Below are 19,604 nucleotides of genomic sequence, written 5' to 3'. Positions count from 1 at the left end.
GGCTAGGACGATGTTCCTCGCGGGCGTTAGAGTGAGGGACTGTGACTGAAGAAAACACCGCCGTCGCCAGTGCCGCACCGACGGCCAGCGACGCAGCCTATGGAACGCCCACCTTGACGGTACAGCTGAAGATGCTCGACGACGGGCTCGAGCCGCCGTCGTACGCGCACCCGGGCGACGCGGGCGCTGACCTCCGCGCCCGCGAGGACGTCGTCCTCGCCCCGGGGGAGCGCCGCCTCGTCCCGACAGGCGTCTCGATTGCGCTCCCGGATGGATTCGTTGCGCTGATCCACCCCCGGTCCGGCCTCGCCACCAAGCACGGTCTCACGGTAGTGAACGCCCCGGGGACCGTGGACGCCGGCTACCGCGGCGAAATCGCGGTGACTCTGCTCAATACGGACCGGGACAAGGCGATCGAGCTCCGCCGCGGCGATAGAATTGCACAAATGGTCATTCAGCGCGTGGAGTACGCCAGGTTCCTCCCGGTCGAGGAGCTCGACGGCTCCGTCCGCGGCGGGGGAGGCTTCGGCTCCACCGGCGGTTTCGGCGGACCGGCCTGAGCGCAGGTCCCGGCAACACCACGGGAGCCAACTGCGTTTAAGCAGTGCCGCAGGCACTGCAGCACATGCAGGCAATGATGCACGGAATAAGGAGCCGGCCGCGGGGTAGCGGGCGGCCACGCGGACAGGCGCCAGGACGGCGCCGGGCGGCGGTACAGGATCACAACTGAAGGAGACACCCCATGGTTTTTGGGCGCGGCAGGAAAGCCAAACAGGAGCAGCCGACCGGGGCCGATACGGACCAGAACGCTGTGGCCACGGAAGCTGCTGGTGACGCCGCCGCAGCACCGGCCGGGAACGTTGCCGAAACCGCCGGCCGGGCCGCGACGGGCCCCTTCGACGTCTCGGAAATCGACGACCAGGACGGGTACGTGGACCTCGGTGCGCTGCTGATCGCACCCCGCGAGGGACTCCAGCTCCGCTTGGAGGTCGAAGAGGCGAGCCAGCGCGTCGTCGCCGTCACCATGGACCTGGAGGGCTCGAGCCTTCAGCTGCAGGCCTTCGCCGCCCCACGCTCCGAGGGCCTGTGGGATGAAATCCGTGAGCAGATCGGGCAGTCGGTCGGCAGCCAGGGCGGCCAAGTCGAGGAGGTCGAGGGCAGCTTCGGCACCGAACTCGTGGCGAAACTTCCCGCCGGCGGCGCGGACGGCAGCCAGGGGTACCGAGTGGCCCGCTTCATCGGCGTCGATGGCCCGCGCTGGTTCCTCCGCGGAGTCTTCGGCGGCGAGGCAGCCCTTGACCGCGACGCGGCGGCCGGACTGGAGGGGCTCTTCCGGAAGATCGTCGTGGTCCGCGGCGAGAACCCCATGCCGCCGCGTGACCTGCTGCAGCTGCGCCTGCCCAAGGACACCGCCGCTGCACCGTCGCCGCAGGCGGCCCCCGAATTCGAACAGCCCGAACGCGGACCGGAGATAACCCAGATTGGCTGATGCCGCCGGCAAAAAATCCACCGCCGCCATGTCCGTCCGGGACTTGCCGGACCGCGGGCGGGTGCTGTGCCACGGCTTCATCGAGTCCGTCACGTACGTCCCCGCCAACCAGGTGGCTTCCTTCATTGCGATCCTGATCGATCACGACGTACCCGCGCCCGTCAGCCGTTTCCCCGGTTTTGGCGCCAAAGCCGGCTCCGGTGCCGGGGCAGCCAGCAGCCTGCCGGCCAACGGGGTGTCGACACACCGGGTGCGCCCCGGCGCTCAGCGCCAGCGGCCGGCCGGTCCCAAGGAGCGGCTGCGTGTTGTATGGCTGGGCCGGCGCCGGATCCCGGGCGTCGACGCCGGAACGGAGCTCCGGCTCGAGGGCATGGTCACCATCCGCGACGGTCTGCCCACGATCTTCAACCCCCGCTACGAAATACTTTCCCGCCAGGAGGAGCAATGACCTTGCCCGAAAACCCCGAGCGGGCCCGCCCGGAACGGCCTCAACAAAACACCGACCAGCAGGTGCCGGCGGAATCCGCGGACGGCGGCCGGGACATTTCCGCACCCGTGACCTCCGAGCCGACAACCGCCCAGCCCACAGCCGCCCAGCCCGCAACCGCGGCGCCAACTGTCGCCCAGCTTGCCGGGGACTACGCGGCCAAGGCCGGCCTGCACCGGTCGAGCAACGGCAACATCGACGTGCTGAAAAGCGCCGGCGGTATCCAGGGCATCGCCGAGAGCATCCTGCCGGGCCTGGTCTTCCTGATTGCCTTCACCATCGACCGGGAAAACCTGGCGATGGCCGTCACCGCCTCCCTGGCGGTGGCCGCCGTCTTCACCGTGGCACGGCTGGTCCAGCGCAAACCACTGACGCAGGCGCTGGCCGGCTTCATCGGCGTCGGCCTCTCCGCCTGGCTGGCCACCTCGACCGGCAAAGCAGAGAACTTCTACGTCCTGGGGTTCTTCACGAACGTCGGCTACATCCTGGCCATGTCAATCTCCGTGGCCGTGCGCTGGCCGATCGCAGGCCTGCTCTTCGGCTTGATCCGCAATGAGGGCGTGGAATGGCGCAAGGACCCGAAACGGATCAGGGCGTACAGCATCGGCACGTGGGTGATCGTTGCCGTGCTGGTCCTGCGGCTCGTGGTGCAGGTTCCGCTCTACTTCATGGGCGAGCAGGGCCTCGCCGCCCTCGCCACCACCAGGCTGATCATGGGCGCCCCGCTGTACATCCTCGGCATCTGGATTGCCTGGCTGATCACCCGGCCGGCCCCGGTGCAAGCCGCGGCCCCAGAGGCCAACTGACCCGATGCGCAATCAGCAGTGGCCGTTCCCAAGCTTCGGGAACGGCCACTGCTGGTAATGCATCTTTAGGACGACAACCGATCAGCCGTCGAAGCCGTCGTCCCCGGACGGCTGGGTGCCATGGCCGTGCTGGTCCGAGGTCACCGGGTGCTGGTCCTCCAGCGGGGATTCGGGTGCCAGCAGGGCGCGGAGGTCGTCCTCGGCCGCGATCGTGGTGACAAAGAACAGTTCGTCGCCGCCGTCGATCACGTCGTCACGGCTCGGCGTGATGGGCGCCTGGTCCCGCAGGATCGCGACGAGGGTGGCGTCCTCGGGCCACTGGACATCGCCCACGGTCAGCCCGATCACATGCGAGTCGTGCGGGACCGTGAACTCCACCAGCGAGGACACCCCGGTCTGCAGAGTCAGCAGCCGCACCAGGTCACCGATCTCCACCGCCTCCTCCACCAGGGCGGTCATCAGCTGCGGGGTGTTGACCGCGACGTCGACGCCCCAGGAGTCGTCGAACATCCAGTCGTTCTTGGGGTTGTTGACCCGGCCGACGGTACGCCCGACGCCGAATTCCGTCTTGGCCAGCAGCGAGACCACCAGGTTGACCTTGTCGTCACCGGTGGCGGAGACCACGACGTCGGCGTCCTCGAGTTTGGCGTCCTGCAGCGTGCTCAGCTCGCAGGCATCACCGACCAGCCAGTGGGCTCCGCGCAGCCCGCTCCGGCCAATGACTTCCGGCTTCTCGTCGATCAGCAGGATTTCGTGCTTGTGGGCCAGCAACTCGCGGGCGATCGAGGACCCGACGCTTCCGGCACCGACGATGACGACTTTCACTCAGGACTCCTTGGCGGGGGATTTGGCGAGAATGTGGCCGATCTCGGAGCTCCGGTCCACGTTCAGCATGGCGTGGACAGTGTCGCCGTCTTGATAGGACGTGGCGGCAGCGGGCAGCATGCCCTCGCCGAACCGGGTCAGATACGCGATCCGGATGCCGGCCGCCTTCTCGATCGAGGAGATCGGGTGCCCGATCCAGTCGGGGTTGAGGTCAACCTCCGCGAGCACCAGCCGGCCCGAGGGCTCCCGGAAGTCACCGGCGATGTGCTGTTCGGGCAGGATGCGGCGCAGCACCTGGTCGGCGCTCCAGCGGACCGCGGCGACCGTGGGAATGCCGAGGCGCTGGTAGATTTCGGCGCGGCCCGGGTCATAGATCCTGGCCACCACATGGGGAACGTGGAAGGTCTCCCGCGCCACCCGGGTGGCGAGGATGTTGGAGTTGTCGCCGCTGGAAACAGCCGCGAAGGCATAGGCTTCCTCGACGCCGGCGCGCTTCATCGTCTCGCGGTCAAACCCGACCCCCGTGACCTTCCGTCCGGAAAATCCTGTGCGGAGCCGCCGGAAAGCGCGGTCATCCTGGTCGATGATGGCCACCGAATGCCCGGCGTCCTCGAGCGTGTGTGCCAGGGTTGCCCCGACACGGCCACAACCCATGATCACGAAGTGCGCCACATGGGCCTCCTCTTGGTTCTGCGTCTGATACTGCGTAAAACTCTACCGGCCAGCCGGTCCCGGAAGGCCACGGGCACGGGGTGCCGGCCGGCGCCCTTGCGCACACCGGCTTCGCCGTCATGACATCGCGTCCGAATCAGACTAGCTTTGTGTGGTGCTGACAATTTTCAATGCCGTGAAGCGGGTGCTGGTAGGCAAGCCCTTCCGGAACGACCGTCTGGCCCACACGCTCTTGCCGAAGCGGATCGCGCTGCCCATTTTCGCCTCGGATGCACTGTCCTCAGTGGCCTATGCCCCTGACGAAATCCTCCTGACCCTGGCCATCGCCGGCGTGAGCGCCGTCGCCATTGCCCCGTGGGTGGGCCTCGCCGTCATGGTGGTGCTCCTGACCGTGGTGGCCTCCTACCGCCAGAACGTCCACGCCTACCCCTCCGGCGGCGGCGACTACGAGATCGCCAACGTCAACCTCGGCAAATTTGCCGGCCTCACCGTCGCCTCGGCGCTGCTGGTGGACTACGTGCTGACCGTGGCCGTGTCCATGTCCTCGGCCGCGACCTACCTGACCACCGCCGTGCCCTCGCTGCACGGGCAGCAGGCGGCGATTGCCACGATCGGCGTCGTCATCCTGGCCCTCGTGAACTTGCGCGGCATCAGGGAGGCCGGCAGTGTCTTCGCCGTCCCGACCTACATCTTCATGGCCTCCATCCTGGGCATGACCGCCGTCGGGATCTACCAGGCCGTGACAGGCCAGCTGGGGCAGGCACCCTCGGCGGCGTTCGAGATTGTGCCGGAGCCGGGCTTCGACGAAGGACTTGTCGGCCTGGCCGGCGCGTTCCTGCTGCTGCGTGCCTTCTCCTCCGGCGCCGCGGCCCTGACCGGCGTCGAGGCCATCAGCAATGGTGTGCCCAACTTCCAGAAGCCCAAGAGCAAGAACGCGGCCACCACGCTGCTGCTGCTCGGCGTGATTGCCTCCGCGATGCTCGCGGGCATCATCTACCTGGCCAACGCCACCAAGGTGCACATCGTGCTGGATCCGGCGACGGAATTCCTCCTGAACGGCAAACCGCTGGAAGAGGGCTACATCCAGAACCCGGCCATCAGCCAGATCGCGCAGACAGTTTTCGGCGAGGGCTCAATCCCGTTCTACATCGTCGTGGCCGCCACCGGCGTCATCCTCGTGTTCGCCTCCAACACGGCATTCAACGGTTTTCCGGTGCTCGGCTCGATCCTGGCGCAGGACGGCTACCTGCCGCGCCAGCTGCGGACCCGTGGTGACCGGCTGGCCTTCAGCAACGGCGTCCTGGCCCTGGCCGCCGGCGCCCTGGTGCTGATCATCGCCTTCAACGCCGACGTCACAAAGCTCATCCAGCTCTACATCGTGGGTGTCTTCATCTCCTTCACGATGAGCCAGCTGGGCATGATCCGGCACTGGGGCCGGGAGCTGAAGCTGTCCAAGGACCCCTCCGTGCGGTTGCGCCTGATTAAGTCCCGGACCATCAACACGGTGGGCTTTTGCATGACCGCCCTGGTGCTGATCATCGTCCTCATTACCAAGTTCTCGCAGGGCGCCTGGATCGCGCTGCTGGCCATGTTCGTGCTGTTCCTGATCATGTGGAGCATCCGGGCGCACTATGACAACGTCGCCAAGGAACTCGCCGTCGACGAGGACTCCTCGCCGCGTGCCCTGCCCACCCGCGTGCACGCCGTGCTGCTCGTCTCGCACGTGCGCAAACCGGTTCTGCGCGCCCTCGCCTACGCCCGGGCCTCACGCCCGTCGCGGCTGGATGCCATCACGGTGGACATCAGCCCGGAGGAGACCGAGGCGACTGTCGCGGACTGGGAGAAGCTCGAAATCCCGGTGCCGCTGACCGTGCTCGCCAGCCCGTTCCGCGAAACGGTGACCCCCATCATGGAGTACATCAAGAGCATGCGCCGGGATTCACCACGCGACCTGATCGTGGTGTACATCCCGGAGTATGTCGTGGGCAAATGGTGGGAGCAGCTGGTCCACAACCAGACCGCGCTGCGCATCAAGACCCGGCTGCACTTCGAGCCCGGCGTCATGGTGGCCAGTGTGCCGTGGCAGTTGAAATCGTCCGAAGAAGCCAAGAACCTGCAGGATATCCAATGACCCCCGACACCCGGACGCACACCCACACCGATCTCGTCGTCGACGTCGGCCCCGTCGCCCACGGCGGGCACTGCGTGGCCCGGTACGAGGGACGCGTCATCTTCGTCCGGCACGGGATTCCCGGCGAAAAGGTCCGCATCCGGCTGACCGACGACGGCCCGGCCGCGAAATTCTGGCGCGCCGATGTGGTGGAGGTCCTGGAGGCCTCCCCGGACCGGGTGCCGCACTTCTGGGACCTCGCCGATTCCGCGCGCTCCTGGTCGCACCGGCACCCGCCCGTCGGCGGCGCCGAACTCGGCCACATCTCCCTGGCGCGCCAGCGCAGCCTCAAGGCTGACGTCCTGGCCGAGCAGCTCAAGCGGCTGGCCGGCGTCGACCTTCCGCCCGCGGGGCAGATCTCCGTCGAAGCCGTCGGTGCGGCGGCGGGGGCCGGCGCAGGCGCGCCGGAGGGCGACAGTGCGGGGGAGTCCGCCGCGTCCGGCCTGGGCTGGCGGACGCGCGCCGGCTTTGCCGTGACGGCGGCCGGCAAGCTCGGCATGCACGCCCACCGCTCCGATGCCATCCTGCCCGTGCGCGAGATGCCGCTGGCCGTGGACGGGATCAACGCGCTCCGGCTCTGGGACATCGACCTGCAGGGCATCGACCGGGTCGAGGTTGCCGCCCCGGCGAACGGCTCCCGGCCGCTGGTGCTGCTGGTGCCAGCCCCGGGCACCCGGTCCAAGCGGCTCAGCGGCATCCTGGCCCAGCTGCCCGACGACGTCTCGGTCGCCAGCCTGGACCCGGCCACCGGCGAGGTGCTGCAGTTGCGCGGCCGCACCTACGTCCAGGAATCTGCCGCGGGCCACGAGTACCGGGTTACCGGCGACGGCTTCTGGCAGATCCACCGGGATGCCCCGGAGACGCTCGTCGGCGCAGTCACCGGCTTCCTGCACGACGGCGGCTACCTCGCGCCGGGCTCGGTGGTGGCGGACCTGTACGCCGGGGCCGGGCTGTTCACAGCACCGCTGGCCGATGCCGTGGGCGTGACCGGATCCGTGCTCTCGGTCGAGGGAGCGCCTGGAACCAGCCGCGATGCACGCAAGAACCTGCACGACGCCGCCCAGGTCGAGATCGTCCAGGGCCGTGTGGAGCGGGTGCTGCGGCAGAAACCCCGCAACTTCGACGCCCTGATCCTGGATCCGCCGCGCGCAGGTGCCGGCAAAGCGGTCGTCAAGCAGCTGATCGACGCCGGTCCCCGGGCCGTCGCGTACGTCTCCTGCGATCCGGCCTCGTTCGCCCGCGACCTCGGCTACTTCCGGCAGGGCGGCTGGGGGTTGTCCGGGCTGCGTGCCTTCGACCTGTACCCGCACACGCACCACATGGAGACTGTGGCGTTGCTGACTCCCCAACCGTGATGCCACTAGGATGGGCGTAGTAGTCCGTCGTCGCGCTCCATCACTGGCGTTGAATTAACCACTGGCGTTGATTTAGCGGCCGTTCCCTGCGTTCTTACCTGCATTGCGTACCTTGATGTACTGATGCCTGTATTAGTTAGGGCGACCTAACTAGCAAGGGTCCAGTGGCGCGACAAAGATGAAACTGTTGCGAGAGGAGTCCTGCGATGAGCATTGTGGACAGCTTCGGTTCAAAAGGCAAACTTAATGTAGCCGGAACCGAATATGAAATTTTCCGGTTGAACTCCGTCGAAGGTGCAGAAAACCTTCCGTTCAGCCTCAAGGTATTGCTTGAAAACCTGTTGAGGACCGAGGACGGTGCCAACATCACGGCCGACCACGTCCGTGCGCTGGCAGGCTGGGATCCCAGCGCCGAGCCCGACACCGAGATCCAGTTCACGCCGGCGCGCGTGATCATGCAGGACTTCACCGGCGTGCCGTGCGTCGTTGACCTCGCCACCATGCGTGAGGCCGTCAAGGAGCTCGGCGGGGACCCGAAGCGCGTGAACCCGCTGGCACCCGCCGAAATGGTCATTGACCACTCGGTCCAGATTGACGCCTTCGGCAACTCCGGCGCACTGGAGCGCAATATGGAGATCGAATACCAGCGCAACGGTGAGCGTTACCAGTTCCTGCGCTGGGGCCAGACTGCCTTTGACGACTTCAAGGTCGTCCCCCCGGGCACCGGCATTGTGCACCAGGTCAACATCGAGTACCTGGCCCGCACCGTCATGACCCGTGAAGTCGACGGCGTTGTCCGCGCTTACCCGGACACCTGCGTCGGCACCGACTCGCACACCACCATGGTCAACGGCCTGGGTGTGCTGGGCTGGGGCGTTGGCGGCATCGAGGCCGAGGCTGCCATGCTCGGCCAGCCCGTGTCCATGCTCATCCCGCGCGTCGTGGGCTTCAAGCTCACCGGCTCCATCCCGGCCGGCGCCACCGCCACCGACGTCGTCCTGACCATCACCGAGCAGCTGCGCAAGCACGGTGTGGTCGGCAAGTTCGTCGAGTTCTACGGTGAAGGCGTCGCGGCTGTGCCGCTGGCCAACCGTGCAACGATCGGCAACATGAGCCCGGAGTTCGGTTCCACCGCCGCGATGTTCCCGATCGACGACGTCACCCTCGACTACCTGCGCCTCACCGGCCGGTCCGACGAGAACGTCGCCCTCGTGGAGTCGTACGCGAAGGAACAGGGCCTCTGGCACGACCCCTCCCGCGAGATCAAGTTCTCCGAGTACCTCGAGCTGGACCTGTCCACGGTTGTTCCGTCGATCTCCGGCCCGAAGCGCCCGCAGGACCGCATCATCCTCACGGAGTCCAAGGCCCAGTTCCGCGAGGACCTGCGCAACTACGTGAAGGAAGACCTGGCCGACGGAAGCCTGGACGAAGCGATCGACGAAAGCTTCCCGGCTTCGGACTCGCCCTCGTTCACCGCCTCTTCGTCGCACCTGAGCGACGTGGCCCCGCACGCGCACGGCCCGAAGTCCAACGGCCGCCCGTCCAACAAGGTCAGCGTCAAGACCGCGGACGGACGCGAGTTCGAGCTCGACCACGGCGCGGTCTCGATCGCCTCGATCACCTCCTGCACCAACACGTCCAACCCGTCCGTGATGCTGGCCGCCGCATTGTTGGCCCGCAACGCCGTCGACAAGGGCCTGACGTCCAAGCCGTGGGTCAAGACCTCCGTGGCCCCCGGTTCCAAGGTGGTCACCGACTATTACAACAAGTCGGGCCTGACCCCGTACCTGGAGAAGCTCGGCTTCTACATCGTGGGCTACGGCTGCGCCACCTGCATCGGCAACTCCGGTCCGCTCGACGCCGAGATCTCCGAGGCCATCCAGGCCAACGACCTCTCCGTCACCGCGGTGCTCTCCGGCAACCGTAACTTCGAAGGCCGGATCAACCCGGACGTGAAGATGAACTACCTGGCCTCCCCGCCGCTGGTCATCGCCTACGCCCTGGCCGGTTCCATGGACTTCGACTTCGACAACGACGCCCTGGGCCAGGACGAGGCCGGCAACGACGTCTTCCTGAAGGACATTTGGCCGAACCCGGTCGAGGTCCAGGAAGTCATCGATTCCTCGATCGACAAGGAAATGTTCGCCCGCGGCTACGAAGGCGTCTTTGAAGGCGACGATCGCTGGAAGGCGCTCGACACCCCCGCCGGCGACACCTTCGCCTGGGACGAGAAGTCCACGTACGTCCGTAAGCCCCCGTACTTCGAGGGCATGAAGGCCCAGCCGGAGCCGGTCCAGGACATCACCGGTGCGCGCGTGCTGCTCAAGCTGGGCGACTCCGTCACCACGGACCACATCTCCCCGGCCGGTTCTTTCAAGTCGGACACCCCGGCCGGCCAGTACCTGCTGGCCAACGGTGTGGAACGCAAGGACTTCAACTCCTACGGCTCGCGCCGTGGCAACCACGAGGTCATGATCCGCGGCACGTTCGCGAACATCCGCATCAAGAACCAACTCCTGGACGGCGTGGAGGGCGGCTTCACCCGCGACTTCACCCAGGCCGACGGCCCGCAGGCCTACGTCTACGACGCCGCGCAGAACTACCAGGCAGCCGGCACCGCGCTGGTGGTCCTGGCAGGCAAGGAGTACGGCTCCGGTTCGTCCCGTGACTGGGCTGCCAAGGGCACCGCGCTGCTGGGCGTCAAGGCTGTCGTGGCCGAGAGCTACGAGCGCATCCACCGCTCGAACCTGATCGGCATGGGTGTCCTCCCGCTGCAGTACCCGGCCGGCCAGAACGCCGCCAGCCTGGGCCTGACCGGTACAGAAACCTACGCAGTTGAGGGCGTCACCGCCCTGAACGACGGCACCACGCCGAAGACACTCAAGGTCACGGCCACCGCTGAAGATGGTTCCGTTACGTCCTTCGACGCCGTGCTGCGCATCGATACCCCGGGCGAGGCGGACTACTACCGCAACGGCGGTATCCTGCAGTACGTCCTGCGCCAGATCTCCGCGCACTAGCGGAGCTGCCGGGCACGTTCCGGTAACGCATGCAAAGGCCCCGGCCGGTCAGTGACCGGCCGGGGCTTTTGCGTTCCCGGCTTCGGCCGTGATGCTGGATCTGGATCTGGATCTGGATCTGGAGCGGGGAGCGGGGAACGGGGGTGCGGAGAGCGTGCAGGGCGCCGGTGCCGGCCTCCGGCGCGGCGGCCCGCCCGGAGGCGTTAGAGTTAAAAGGCATGTCTACCACCCGAAGGAGGGGCCGTTGGGAATCTTGGACACCATCCGGAATCCGCAGGACCTGAGTAAGTTGTCCGGGGCGCAGCTGGATCAGCTGGCAGCCGAGGTCAGGGATTTCCTGATCGGCAACGTCTCCCGGACGGGAGGTCACCTGGGCCCGAACCTCGGCGTCGTCGAGCTCACCATCGCGGTGCACCGGATCTTCGATTCCCCCCGCGACAGCATTGTCTTCGACACCGGGCACCAGTCCTACGTGCACAAGCTCCTCACCGGACGGCAGGATTTCAGCACGCTTCGCCAGCAGGGCGGCATGTCCGGCTACCCGGACCGCGGCGAATCCGAACACGACATCGTCGAAAGCTCGCACGCGTCCTCCTCGCTGTCCTGGGCCGACGGCATCTCGCGCGCCCGGCAGCTGACCGGCGACGGCGACCGCTTCGTCGTCGCGGTGGTGGGCGACGGCGCCCTGACCGGCGGCATGGCCTGGGAGGCCATCAACAACATCGCGGCGGACAAGAAGCGCCGTGTCGTGATTGTGGTCAACGACAACGGCCGCTCCTACGCCCCGACGGTCGGCGGCTTCGCCGACTACCTCGCGTCCCTGCGCCCCACCATCGATTCCCTCCGGGCCGCCCCCTCCTATGAAGGCACGCTCGAGTGGTGGAAGCGCAAACTGCAGAAGGGCGGCCCCGCGGGGCAGTTCACCTACAAGAGCCTGCATGCGATGAAGAAGGGCATCAAGGACTGGTGGGCCCCGCAGGGCATGTTCGAGGATCTCGGCATGAAGTACATCGGTCCCGTCGACGGCCACGACCTCCAGGCCATGGAAAACGCCCTCTCCACCGCCAAGAACTATGCCGGCCCCGTGATCGTGCACGCCATGACGGAAAAGGGCCACGGCTACGCCCCGGCCCGCGCCCATGAAGCGGACCAGTTCCATGCCGTGGGGATCATCGATCCGGAGACAGGAGCACCCACCGAGGCCGGCGGCGCGAAGTCCTGGACCGCGGTGTTCGCCGACGAGATCGCCGACATCGCCGACGAGCGCCAGGACATCGTCGGGATTACCGGTGCCATGCTGATTCCGGTCGGGCTGCACAAGTTCGCCGCCCGGCACCCGGAGCGCGTGTTCGACGTCGGCATCGCCGAGCAGCACGCCCTCACCTCGGCTGCCGGCATGGCGTTCGGGGGACTGCACCCGGTGGTCGCTGTCTACGCGACGTTCCTGAACCGTGCCTTCGACCAGCTGCTGATGGATGTCGCCCTGCACAAAGCCGGCGTCACGATCGTGCTGGACCGGGCCGGCGTCACCGGGCCCGACGGCGCCAGCCATCACGGCATGTGGGACATGGCCATGGTCCAGATCGTCCCCGGACTGCACCTCGCCGCGCCGCGCGACGCCACCCGGCTGCGGGAGGAACTGCGCGAGGCTGTGGCCATCGAAGACGCCCCGAGCGTGCTCCGCTACTCCAAGGGCAACGTCGGCCCCGCAGTCGATGCGGTCGAACGCCTGGAGGACGGCGTGGACGTGCTGGCCCGCCGGCCCGCTGGCGCGAGCGAGAACGACGTCCTGATCGTCAGCGTGGGCGCCATGTCAGAACTCGCGCTGGACGTCTCCAGCCGGCTCGGTGCCCAGGGCATCAGCTCCACGGTGGTGGATCCGCGCTGGGTCCTCCCGGTCAGGCAGTCCATCATCGATCTCGCCGCGCGCCACCGCCTGGTCATTTGCATCGAGGACGGGGTGCGGGCCGGCGGCGTCGGCTCCCGGATCCGCCAGGAGATGCGTGCCGCGGGCGTGGACACCGCCCTCAACGAGGTCGGCCTGCCGGTCGAGTTCCTCGATCACGGCACGCGCAGCCAGGTGCTCGAACGCGTGGGAATGACCGCCCAGCAGATCACGCACGACGTCGTCGCCCAGGTCCTGGGCACCAAGGTGCCGTTTGCGCGCCCCCTGCCCGGCCAGGAACACCCCAGCACCGGCAGCATCCCGCTGCTGTAGCCAGCACATCCGTTGAGCACTACCCGTGGCGCCACTGAATCCGGCGCCGGACGGTCCAGGAAGGAACTGGCATATGAGTGGAATTATCAGAGTTTACAAACGTGACGAAGAGGGCACCCTGCACTTTAGGGAGGCCTGGTTTGATGAGGACTACAGCCAGTTCGTAATGAACCACGGCGTCGTCGGACACCAGAGCAAGACGGACGAGACCGACGTCGCGGATGCCGAAGCCGCGGAGCGCCTCATGGACGCCTTCGCGGCACAGTGCGCCGAGGACGGCTACGCCGAAATTCCGGCGGAAGAACAGTCCTGGGTAGTGGCCCAGTACGCGCTGAAGACCAAAGAGGGGACCAGCCGCGACCGGTATCTCGAGGAAAAAGCCAAAGACGCCCTGATCAGCCATCTGGCCTGGCGGGGCCTGGGGATCGTGGACCGCAGCGAATTTTCCGACGCCCGGCTCAACATCTTCTGCCTCACCCCGGACGTGAATAAGACGGTCAACGCCATTAAAGTCTGCATCCGCGGCGAAGACCTCGACTTCACCAAACTGAGCATTGGCGCCGCGCCGTTTGGCGAGGATACTTTCAAGCTCAAGCACTCGCCGAAGCCGGCAAACAGCTTCACGCTTTAGGCAGCACGGGCAAGGAGCCGGGCACGGCTCACACCAGTTTGGGGGCACGGACTGAAAGGCAACGCAATGACGCGCAAACCCTCGAAACCAGGCTGCACCCCGCTGCCCGCGGGACTCGCGGCGCCGGCGCGAAAGTCGCTCGCGCACGCGGGGGTCGAGACCCTCGAACACCTCGTGCAGCTTGGCCGGCGGCGGCTTGCCGGGATGCCGGGCGTCTGCCCCCGCACCCTCGCGCAGCTCCAGGACGCCATGGACGAGCACGGGCTGAAGCTGCCGGCAGGGTAGCGGGTCCCGCTCCTCCGCCGCCCGCGGCTGCCTGGCCGGGACACCCGCCGGGGCGATATAGGCTAAAACCATGACTGAATACCGCCGTGTTGGAAATTCCGGACTGTCCGTCTCCGTCGTGGGACTTGGCTGCAACAACCTGGGCCGGTCCGGGACCGTGACTGAATCGCAGGAAGGCACCGACGCCGTCGTGCACGCGGCGCTCGACGCCGGGATCACCTTCTTTGACGTCGCGGACACCTACGGCCGCGAGCCCGGCCTCAGCGAGTCCATGCTCGGCAAGGCCCTCGGTTCCCGCCGCGACGACGCGGTCATCGGCACGAAGTTCGGCATGGACATGCGCGGCGCCAACGGCGAGGACTTCGGCGCGCGCGGATCCCGCCGCTACATCATCAAGGCGGCGGAGGCCTCGCTGCGCCGGCTCGGCACGGACTGGATCGACCTCTACCAGTTCCACACCCCGGACCCGCTTACGCCCATCGACGAGACGCTCTCGGCCCTCGACGACCTCGTCACCAGCGGCAAGGTCCGCTACATCGGCCACTCCAACCGGGCCGGCTGGCAGATCGCCGAGGCGGAGTACGTGGCGCGCGCCCGCGGGGGAACCCGCTTCATATCGAGCCAGAACCACTACAACCTGCTGGACCGGCGCGCCGAACTCGAGGTAACCCCGGCGGCCGAGGCCTACGGCCTGGGCGTCCTGCCGTACTTCCCGCTCGCCAACGGCCTGCTGACCGGCAAATACTCAGCCGGCCGGGCCCCCGAGGGAAGCCGGCTCAGCCACACCCGCACCAACCTGGTCCACGACGCCGACTGGGAACAGCTGGGTGCCTTCGGCAAGTTCGCCGCCGACCGCGGGCTCAACGAAGTCCAGGTGGCCTTCTCCTGGCTGGCCGCCCAGCCGTCCGTCAGCAGCGTCATCGCCGGCGCCACCACGCCGGAGCAGGTGCGCCAGAACGCCGCCGCCGTGGCCTGGAAACCCAGCCATGCCGACCTCGCCGAGCTGGACGACCTCTTCCCGCGCACGCCCAAGGTGGCGCTGTTCTGAACGATGCTGCAAGCGCCGGTGCGGCCGAACCTGCCGTGACGCATTCGATCCTCATGGACGTCGACACCGGCATCGACGACGCCCTGGCCCTGGTCTACCTGCTGTCCCGGCCCGAAGTCCACGTGCAGGCGATCACGTGCACGGCCGGGAACGTCGGGGCCCGGCAGGTGGCGCTGAACAATCTGGCCCTGCTGGAGCTGTGCGGCCGCGAGGGCATCGAGGTGGCCATCGGCGCCGAGGTCCCGCTGGAAATCCCGCTGGTCACCACCGAGGAGACCCACGGGCCGCAGGGCATCGGCTACGCCGAGCTGCCGCCGCCCCGCCAGCAGATCTCGGCGCGGCACGCCGTCGACGTCTGGGTGGAGGAGGTGCGGGCGCACCCGGGGGAGCTCACCGGCCTGATCACCGGTCCGCTGACCAACTTCGCCCTCGCCCTGCGCCGGGAACCGGACCTTCCCCGGTTACTCAAGGGACTTGTGATCATGGGCGGCAGCTTCTACTACCAGGGCAACACGACCCCGACGGCCGAATGGAACACCTCGGTGGATCCGCATGCCGCCAAGGAGGTGTTTGCCGCCTATCGGGGCCTGCCCGAGGACAAACTGCCCGTCCTGTGTGCCCTGGAAATGACCGAGCGGATCGAGATGCACCCCGAGCACCTGCGCCGCCTCGGCGAGGCCGCCGGTGCGCCGGAGCCCGAACTCGTCCTCCCGGAGCAGCCCGAAGGCCAACGCAGCCAGTCCCGGAACCCCCTCGTCGCGTGCCTGTCCGACGCACTGCGGTTCTACATGGAATTTCACCGGCTCTATGACCAAGGTTATGTAGCACACGTGCACGACGCCTTCGCGGCCTGCGCCGCCGCGGGACGCACACCGTTTGCCACCCGGCTGGCCACGGTCGACGTCGAAACGGATTCGCCACTGCTGATCGGCACCACGGTGGCCGATTTCCGCAGGGTGTGGGGGTTGGCGCCGAACGCCAGGATCGTCTCCGACAACAACCCCGGACACTGCTTCGACGAACTGATTTCCTCGGTCGGCGCCCTTGCCCGGGCCGTGGGACGCCGACCGCCGACGGGCTGAAACCGGACATCGTTGCTGGATCAATGGGGGAGTGCCCGGACGGGTCTGCAGATCGCTAGAATGGCCCCCGCTCGCTAGGATGGTAGCTGCGCCGAGGTGACATGAGGCGGAACTTGTTGCACCCAGCCAAAGGAACACCCCTCATGTCACAGCCAGCCCTCACCATCATTGCCCCTGGACAGGCGGCCGTCCGCAGGCGCCGCCTGCTCGAAATCTCCGGCGCCGCCGCGATCGCCGCCACCTACGTCTTCCTGGTGCTGACCCAGCCCGCTGACATTGCCAACGGCCCGGCCAGCGTCTCGGCCCTCGTTGCCCTCGGCGGCTTCCTGCTCGGCGCCGTGCTGCTGATTGTGGCCGTCCTGCCGGCGCTGCCCACCTCCACCGTGGTCCTCATCCCGGTGGCGCTGGTCCTGAACGTGGTCCTCGGACAGCTGATGGGCAGCACGGGCCTGCCGTTCTACATCGACGCGATCGGCACCGTCCTGATCGCCGTCCTCGCCGGACCCGCAGCGGGTGCCGCGACGGGCGCGCTGAGCAGCATTGTCTGGTCCTTCTTCAACCCCACCGTCCTGCCGTTCGCCGCCGGTGCCGCCCTCATCGGATTCCTCGCCGGCATGGCCGCCCGCGGCGGCCTGTTCCGCCGCTTCTACCTCGCCCCCGTTGCCGGCTTCGTCACCGGCATGCTGGCCGGCGTCGTTTCCGCCCCGATCGCCGCGTTCGTCTTTGGCGGCACGTCAGGGCTGGGTACCGGGGCGATCGTCAGCGCCTTCCGCGCCATGGGGGACACCCTCCTGGCCGCCATCACCAAGCAGGCCCTGATTTCCGACCCCATGGACAAGGCGATCGTCTTCACCATCGCGGCGCTGCTCGCCTATGCCCTGCCCCGCCGGACCACCTTCCAGTTCCCCTTCGTGCGGCGCTACCGGGTGCTCGCCGGCAAGGCCCCGGCAGCCCCGGACGCCTGAGCCTGCGGCGGCCGGGACACCCAGACACTGCGACACTGACACCGCGATCATGACACCGCGTCTGCACCCCTTCACCGGGCTGACCCTCGCCGTATGCGCCGCCGTGGTCACGACGGCGGCCGCGTCTTGGCCGCTGTCTGTCGCCGTGGCCGTCGCCGCGGTGGTCCTTGCCGCGCGCCATGGCATTGCGGGGCGTGTCCTGACCGCTGGAGCGGTGATCCTGACGCCCCTGTGCCTGTCCCTGCTGGTGCTGCACGGCCTCTTCTTCCCTGAGGGCCAGACCGTGCTGGCCCAGTGGGGCCCGGCGAGGGTCACGGCCGAGGGTCTGGGCTTCGCGCTGGAGCTGGGAACCCGGACCACGGCCTGCGTGCTGGTACTCCTGCTCTTTTCCTTCACCGTGAGCGTCCCCGACCTCGTCTCCGCCCTCGCCGGGCGCAGGATCCCACCGCAGTTCGGCTTCGTCCTGGCCTCCACGCTCACCCTCCTGCCCGCCGTCGCGGGCCGCCTGGACCGGATCCGGCAGGCCCAGGAATCCCGCGGGATGGTGGTCGGACGTGGCCTGCTGTCCCGCCTCGGCACCCTCCGTCTGCAGATGGTGCCGCTGGTCCTGGCCCTGATCGACGACGCCGGAAGCCGCGCCCAGGCGCTCGACGCCCGCGGTTTCGGCGGCCCGGGACCCCGGACCAGCTACCGCCAAGTCGCCGACCCGGCCGCCCAGCGGCTCACCCGGGCAGCCGCACTGGTATTCGCGGCGGCCGCTGTCGCCGGGCGGATTGTGGCCTCCTGGCCTGCCGGGGTGGCGTCATGACGGCCACCACACGCACGGCGCTGCAGATCCGGATCGAGGCGTTCACGTTCCACGGCGATGACACCCCGGTCCTGAGGGACGCCGCGCTCTCGGTCACGCCGGGTTCCCTGACCGCCGTCCTGGGCGGGTCCGGGAGCGGAAAATCCACGCTGGGCAAACTGTTGGCCGGCTGGCTCCGGGCCGGTCACGCCGGACAACTCCGCGGCAGCCTGGAGCTCGACGGCACCGTGCTGGAATTCTGCGGCGTGGCCGACGACCCGCGGATCAACCCCGCGGAGTGGTCCCGCCGCGTGGCCTTCGTTCCGCAAGACGCCGCGGCGATGCTCTCCTCGGTGCGCGCCACGGTCGCGGAGGAGCTGGCCTTCGGCCTGGAAAACCGCGCGACGGCCCGGGAAGACATGCTCCGCGCGGTGGAGCGCACCGCCGCCCGCACTGGACTCTCTCACCTGCTGGACCGGGACCCGGCCACGCTCTCCGGAGGGGAGCTGCGCCGGCTCGCCGTGGGCTGCGCCGTCATCACGGAACCGGACGTGCTCATCCTGGACGAGCCGCTGGCATCGCTGGACGCTGCCGGAGCCGCACAAGTCGAGGACCTGGTCCGCAGCCTCCGCGCCGCCGGGACCGGCGTCGTCCTCCTGAGCCAGGCGGCGGACCGGCTCGCCGGGGAAGCCACGCACTGGACCATTCTTGACGCTCGGACGGCGCACGACGGCAGGAGGGGCACCGCTGCCGGGACGGTCACCGCTGCCGGGACGCCGGCGCAGCTGACCGGTTCGGCCGAACTGGAGCGCGCCGGAGTGATTGGCGGATGCGGGCCCGGCGTTGCCGCCGGCGCCCGCCGTTCCGGGCCGGTGCCTGCCGCGGCGCCCGGTCCCGGGCCGGCATCGCTGGAACTGCGCGGGGTTGGGTTCGGCTACGCCCGGGACCCGCGGCGGCACGGCGCCGGCGCGCAGGACCGGGTCCTGCGGGACGTGGACTTCGCCGTGCGCCCGGGCGAGATCATCGCCGTGACCGGGCCCAACGGCGCCGGCAAGTCGACACTGCTGCGCCACTTCAATGGACTGCTCCGGCCCTCGGCCGGGGACGTGCTGGTCTGCGGGCGCAGCATTGCCGGAGTACCGGTGGGAAAGGTCGCGGCCTCCATAGGCCTGTTGTTCCAGCACCCCCGGGACCAGCTCTTCGAACGGACCGTCCTGCGGGAGGCCGCGTTCGGACTCCGGCAACTGTCCGGGAAGGCCGGCGCCGAGGGCAAGGCCCGGGCCGCACTGGCCGCGGTGGGCCTGTCCGGTACGGAGGAGGCACACCCGGCCGAGCTGTCAGCCTCCCGGCAGCGGCTCCTCGCCCTGGCCACGGTCCTGGCCCGCGAACCGGCGGTGTTGGCCCTGGACGAACCGACCGTCGGGCTGGACAGACACGGCCTCGAGTCCCTGCAGCGCGCCGTCGAACGCGCCGCCGCGCGGGGCGCCGCCGTCGTCATGGTCACCCACGACCTGGACTATGCACGGAGCACCGCGCACCGCGTCCTGGAACTCAGCGGCGGGAGCCTGCGGCAAATCTGACAGTGGCCGCGGGGCAGGCACGGATTCCAACGCGCAATGTGTGACGCGCAATGCACATTGCCTGGAGTTTCCGCATCAGAGCAGGCTAGTCATTAGCAGCACCATGGCGCCGCCGGGATGCCCGGCCCCTCTCACGAAAGCAGCGCCGCCGCCCGGACCACAGTCCGGGCGGCGGCGCCAACAA

17 protein-coding genes are annotated in these 19,604 nt (G+C 68.3%); 15 read left to right on the top strand and 2 right to left on the bottom strand.

Features of this window, described 5'->3' with window-relative positions; all coding sequences use genetic code 11:
- Positions 1-41 precede the first annotated feature (41 nt).
- The 4 genes from dut to B5X90_RS13145 all read left to right on the top strand — a co-directional run bounded on the left by dut (position 42) and on the right by B5X90_RS13145 (position 2,782).
- Entirely contained in the window at positions 42-560 is a 519-nt protein-coding gene (gene dut, locus B5X90_RS13160) for a dUTP diphosphatase (RefSeq protein WP_079553729.1), read from the top strand.
- A gap of 182 nt (positions 561-742) precedes the next feature.
- Positions 743-1,489, top strand: a complete 747-nt coding sequence (locus B5X90_RS13155; RefSeq protein WP_079553727.1) for a DUF3710 domain-containing protein — start codon at positions 743-745, stop codon at positions 1,487-1,489.
- Positions 1,482-1,937 carry a hypothetical protein gene (locus B5X90_RS13150; RefSeq protein ID WP_079553725.1) on the top strand — a complete coding sequence of 152 codons (456 nt, stop codon included), beginning with the start codon at positions 1,482-1,484 and terminating at the stop codon, positions 1,935-1,937. Before B5X90_RS13155 ends, B5X90_RS13150 begins: the two co-directional genes overlap by 8 nt.
- Complete coding sequence (locus tag B5X90_RS13145) at positions 1,934-2,782, top strand: DUF3159 domain-containing protein (protein WP_079553723.1); 849 nt, start codon at positions 1,934-1,936, stop codon at positions 2,780-2,782. The genes B5X90_RS13150 and B5X90_RS13145 overlap by 4 nt, the downstream gene beginning before the upstream one ends.
- A gap of 81 nt (positions 2,783-2,863) precedes the next feature.
- Here B5X90_RS13145 and B5X90_RS13140 read toward each other — a convergent pair whose 3' ends face one another.
- Complete coding sequence (locus B5X90_RS13140; protein ID WP_079553721.1) at positions 2,864-3,607, bottom strand: potassium channel family protein; 744 nt, start codon at positions 3,605-3,607, stop codon at positions 2,864-2,866.
- The gene (locus B5X90_RS13135; protein WP_079553719.1) at positions 3,608-4,279 is read right to left on the bottom strand and encodes a potassium channel family protein; all 672 of its coding nucleotides are present in this window, start codon (positions 4,277-4,279) and stop codon (positions 3,608-3,610) included. It abuts the gene before it with no gap.
- A 154-nt stretch (positions 4,280-4,433) separates the two neighbouring features.
- On the opposite strand from B5X90_RS13135, the gene B5X90_RS13130 reads away from it, so the two are divergent.
- From B5X90_RS13130 to B5X90_RS13080, 11 genes are all read left to right on the top strand, one after another.
- Entirely contained in the window at positions 4,434-6,410 is a 1,977-nt protein-coding gene (locus B5X90_RS13130; RefSeq protein WP_179129143.1) for an APC family permease, read from the top strand.
- Positions 6,407-7,804, top strand: a complete 1,398-nt coding sequence (locus B5X90_RS13125) for a class I SAM-dependent RNA methyltransferase (protein ID WP_079553715.1) — start codon at positions 6,407-6,409, stop codon at positions 7,802-7,804. Before B5X90_RS13130 ends, B5X90_RS13125 begins: the two co-directional genes overlap by 4 nt.
- Before the next feature lie 206 nt (positions 7,805-8,010).
- Positions 8,011-10,824 carry an aconitate hydratase gene (locus B5X90_RS13120; RefSeq protein WP_079553713.1) on the top strand — a complete coding sequence of 938 codons (2,814 nt, stop codon included), beginning with the start codon at positions 8,011-8,013 and terminating at the stop codon, positions 10,822-10,824.
- Between the two features lie 244 nt (positions 10,825-11,068).
- Entirely contained in the window at positions 11,069-13,042 is a 1,974-nt protein-coding gene (gene dxs, locus B5X90_RS13115; RefSeq protein WP_079553711.1) for a 1-deoxy-D-xylulose-5-phosphate synthase, read from the top strand.
- A gap of 73 nt (positions 13,043-13,115) precedes the next feature.
- On the top strand, positions 13,116-13,673 hold the full coding sequence (locus B5X90_RS13110; protein ID WP_028277007.1) for a hypothetical protein: 558 nt from the start codon (positions 13,116-13,118) through the stop codon (positions 13,671-13,673).
- Positions 13,674-13,739: 66 nt separating this feature from the next.
- Positions 13,740-13,958 carry a hypothetical protein gene (locus B5X90_RS13105; protein WP_026537002.1) on the top strand — a complete coding sequence of 73 codons (219 nt, stop codon included), beginning with the start codon at positions 13,740-13,742 and terminating at the stop codon, positions 13,956-13,958.
- A 70-nt stretch (positions 13,959-14,028) separates the two neighbouring features.
- The gene (locus B5X90_RS13100) at positions 14,029-15,006 is read left to right on the top strand and encodes an aldo/keto reductase (protein ID WP_079553709.1); all 978 of its coding nucleotides are present in this window, start codon (positions 14,029-14,031) and stop codon (positions 15,004-15,006) included.
- Between the two features lie 53 nt (positions 15,007-15,059).
- On the top strand, positions 15,060-16,088 hold the full coding sequence (locus B5X90_RS13095) for a nucleoside hydrolase (protein ID WP_079553805.1): 1,029 nt from the start codon (positions 15,060-15,062) through the stop codon (positions 16,086-16,088).
- Between the two features lie 143 nt (positions 16,089-16,231).
- Positions 16,232-17,053: a glycosyl transferase family 9 gene (locus B5X90_RS13090; RefSeq protein ID WP_079553707.1), complete on the top strand. Its 822-nt coding sequence runs from the start codon at positions 16,232-16,234 to the stop codon at positions 17,051-17,053.
- Between the two features lie 49 nt (positions 17,054-17,102).
- Positions 17,103-17,861 carry an energy-coupling factor transporter transmembrane component T gene (locus B5X90_RS13085; protein ID WP_079553705.1) on the top strand — a complete coding sequence of 253 codons (759 nt, stop codon included), beginning with the start codon at positions 17,103-17,105 and terminating at the stop codon, positions 17,859-17,861.
- Positions 17,858-19,420, top strand: a complete 1,563-nt coding sequence (locus B5X90_RS13080) for an ABC transporter ATP-binding protein (protein ID WP_079553703.1) — start codon at positions 17,858-17,860, stop codon at positions 19,418-19,420. Before B5X90_RS13085 ends, B5X90_RS13080 begins: the two co-directional genes overlap by 4 nt.
- The last annotated feature ends 184 nt before the right edge of the window (positions 19,421-19,604 follow it).

The organism is Arthrobacter sp. 49Tsu3.1M3 (assembly GCF_900168135.1).
GTDB lineage: Bacteria > Actinomycetota > Actinomycetes > Actinomycetales > Micrococcaceae > Arthrobacter.
This window is presented reverse-complemented; position numbering and strand designations above follow the sequence as displayed.